Origin of the sequence: Kitasatospora sp. NPDC091257, assembly GCF_044757675.1 — a bacterium.
Lineage (GTDB): Bacteria > Actinomycetota > Actinomycetes > Streptomycetales > Streptomycetaceae > Kitasatospora > Kitasatospora lactacystinica.
Window position 1 is genome coordinate 1 of the sequence record NZ_JBIVVI010001301.1, and the last position, 2,408, is coordinate 2,408.

Consider the following 2,408-nt stretch of genomic DNA (forward strand, 5'->3'; position numbering starts at 1 on the left):
CGTCGGGACACCTGGTCCTGACGCCCCTTCGGCGTGTGCTGCGGGGTGCGGGTTACAGTGCGACGCCGAGCAGGGCGTCCACGGTGCGGGTCACCAGGCCGGGCGCGCCGATGTCGGTACCGCCCTCGGCCTCCTGCCGGGCCGCCCAGCGGTCGACCGCGGCCAGCGCGGCGGGCGTGTCCAGGTCGTTCGCGAGCGCCTCGCGCACCTCGGCGAGCAGCTGCCCGGCCGCCGGGCCGTCCGGGCGGGAGACCGCGGCGCGCCAGCGGGCGAGGCGCTCGACGGCCTCGTCCAGGGTGCTCTTGGTCCACTCCCAGTCCGCGCGGTAGTGGTGCGAGAGCAGCGCCAGGCGGATCGCGGCCGGGTCGACGCCCTCGCGGCGCAGCGCCGAGACGAAGACCAGGTTGCCGCGGGACTTGGACATCTTGTGGCCGTCCAGGGCGACCATGCCGGCGTGCACGTACGCCTTGGCGTACGGGTGGGCGCCGGTGGCGACCTGGGCGTGCGCGGCGCCCATCTCGTGGTGCGGGAAGGAGAGGTCGCTGCCGCCGCCCTGGATGTCGAAGGACATGCCGAGGTACTGGAGGGCGATGGCGACGCACTCGATGTGCCAGCCGGGGCGGCCGTGGCCGAGCTCGGTGTCCCAGGCGGGCTCGCCCGGGCGGGCGGCCAGCCAGAGCAGGGCGTCCAGCGGGTTGCGCTTGCCGGGGCGGTCCGGGTCGCCGCCGCGCTCGGCGAAGACCGGGCGCATGGCCTCGCGGGTGAGGCCGGAGACCTCGCCGAAGCGCGGGTCGGCGTCGACCGAGAAGTAGATGTCGCCGTCCACCCGGTAGGCGGCGCCGGAGGCCAGCAGCTTCTGGACGATCGGGACGATCCACGGGATCGACTCGACGGCGCCGATGTAGTGGGCCGGCGGGAGCATGCGCAGCGCGGTCATGTCCTCGCGGAACAGGGCCGTCTCGCGCTCGGCCAGGTCGGTCCAGTCCTGGCCGGTCTCGACCGCGCGGGCGAGCAGCGGGTCGTCGACGTCGGTGACGTTCTGGATGTACAGGACGTCGTGGCCGGCGTCCTTCCAGACGCGCTGCACCAGGTCGAACGCGTTGTAGGTGGCGGCGTGGCCCATGTGGGTCGCGTCGTAGGGGGTGATGCCGCAGACGTAGATCCGGGCGGTGCCGTCCTGCGGCACCACCTCGCGGACGGTGCCCGCGGCGGTGTCGTGGATACGGAGGGGGAGCCCCTGACCAGGCAGGTCGGGAACCTCGGAGGCGGGCCAGGCATGCATGGAAACAACTTTAACCTTGCGAACATTTGAAAGCCTAACCAGTACGAAAGATCGACTGGATTCGCTTCTTGCCATTGCCCGGCGGTTTTCCGACTGGTAATGCACGGAACCGGTGCCGCGCGGAGCCGGCCGGGAGGCGGCGCGGCGCGGAACCCGGCCCCGGTTCCGGACGTGGTTGAGCGCCCGGTCGGCCCTGCCGCCGACCGGGCGCCCGGCGCCCCGGGGGACGCGGTCGGAGCCGCTACGACCGCTGCCAGAGGGCCGGCACGTTCGGCGGCTCCCAACCGGCCATGGCGGTGTGCGCCTGGAGGCAGGTGTAGGAGACGCCGGAGTAGGTGACGCGGTCGCCCGCCTTGTACGCGGTGCCCGCGGCCCAGGTGCCGCTCGGCGGCGTACTGGGACCCCCGGTCGGGGTGACGGTGGGCGACGGGCTCGGCGTGCCGGGGGTCTGCGGAACGTCCAGCACGAAGTCGAAACCGGCCTCGCGGGTCTGGCCGTTCTGGCGGACGTTCATCAGCAGCCGGGGATCGTAGATGCTGTCCGTGCTGTTGCGCGGCTCGCCCGGGAAGTACAGCTGGGTGGTGATGATCGAGCGGCCGGGGGCCTGCAGCTTGACGTGCAGGTGCCGGGTGCGGCCCGGGTAGAGGCCGGGCACGATGGTGTCCAGCTTGTACGCCCCGTTGGCGTCGGTGAACTGGTGGCCGCGGAAGGTGTAGGTGACGTTGTCGTAGTTGCCGCCGTTGTCGGCCTGCCAGAAGTCCAGCAGCACGCCGGAGATGGGCCGGCAGGCGCGGCCGAAGACGTAGCCGCCGACCACCAGGCGGGTGCCGGGGCCGTCGTTGACCATCGAGCTGCGCAGCGGGGAGTTGGGCTTGAAGTACGGACCCTCGATCTGCTCGATGGTGGGGGCGTCCCCGTCGTGGCACTCGGGGGTGAAGCCGATCGGTTCGCCGCTGTCGATCCGGTCCCGGGCCAGTGCGACTCCGCCGCCGACCAGCAGCGGAGCAGCCCCTAGCGCGGCGGCGGCCTTCAGTACGGTCTTGCGGCTGATCATGCCGTCGGGCGTGGGCATGCGCCGTCTCCTTCTCGTGAGGCGGGGGGTGGGGGCGGCCCTTGCCATGGTGGG

The 2,408-nt window shown here is 72.6% G+C and carries 2 protein-coding genes; both read right to left on the reverse strand.

Annotated elements, in window-relative coordinates; genetic code table 11:
- Positions 1 to 52: 52 nt before the first annotated feature.
- A complete protein-coding gene (mshC, locus tag ACIQOV_RS37575; RefSeq protein ID WP_401055270.1) occupies positions 53 to 1,282 on the reverse strand; it encodes a cysteine--1-D-myo-inosityl 2-amino-2-deoxy-alpha-D-glucopyranoside ligase in 1,230 nt (409 codons plus the stop codon).
- Between the two features lie 241 nt (positions 1,283 to 1,523).
- Positions 1,524 to 2,354, reverse strand: a complete 831-nt coding sequence (locus ACIQOV_RS37580; RefSeq protein ID WP_401055271.1) for a carbohydrate-binding protein — start codon at positions 2,352 to 2,354, stop codon at positions 1,524 to 1,526.
- Positions 2,355 to 2,408 lie beyond the last annotated feature (54 nt).

Excerpts from the sequence above, each read along its gene's own strand:
- mshC (WP_401055270.1), bottom strand. The coding sequence starts at position 1,282 with ATGCATGCCTGGCCCGCCTCCGAGGTTCCCGACCTGCCTGGTCAGGGG.
- ACIQOV_RS37580 (WP_401055271.1), bottom strand. The coding sequence starts at position 2,354 with ATGCCCACGCCCGACGGCATGATCAGCCGCAAGACCGTACTGAAGGCC.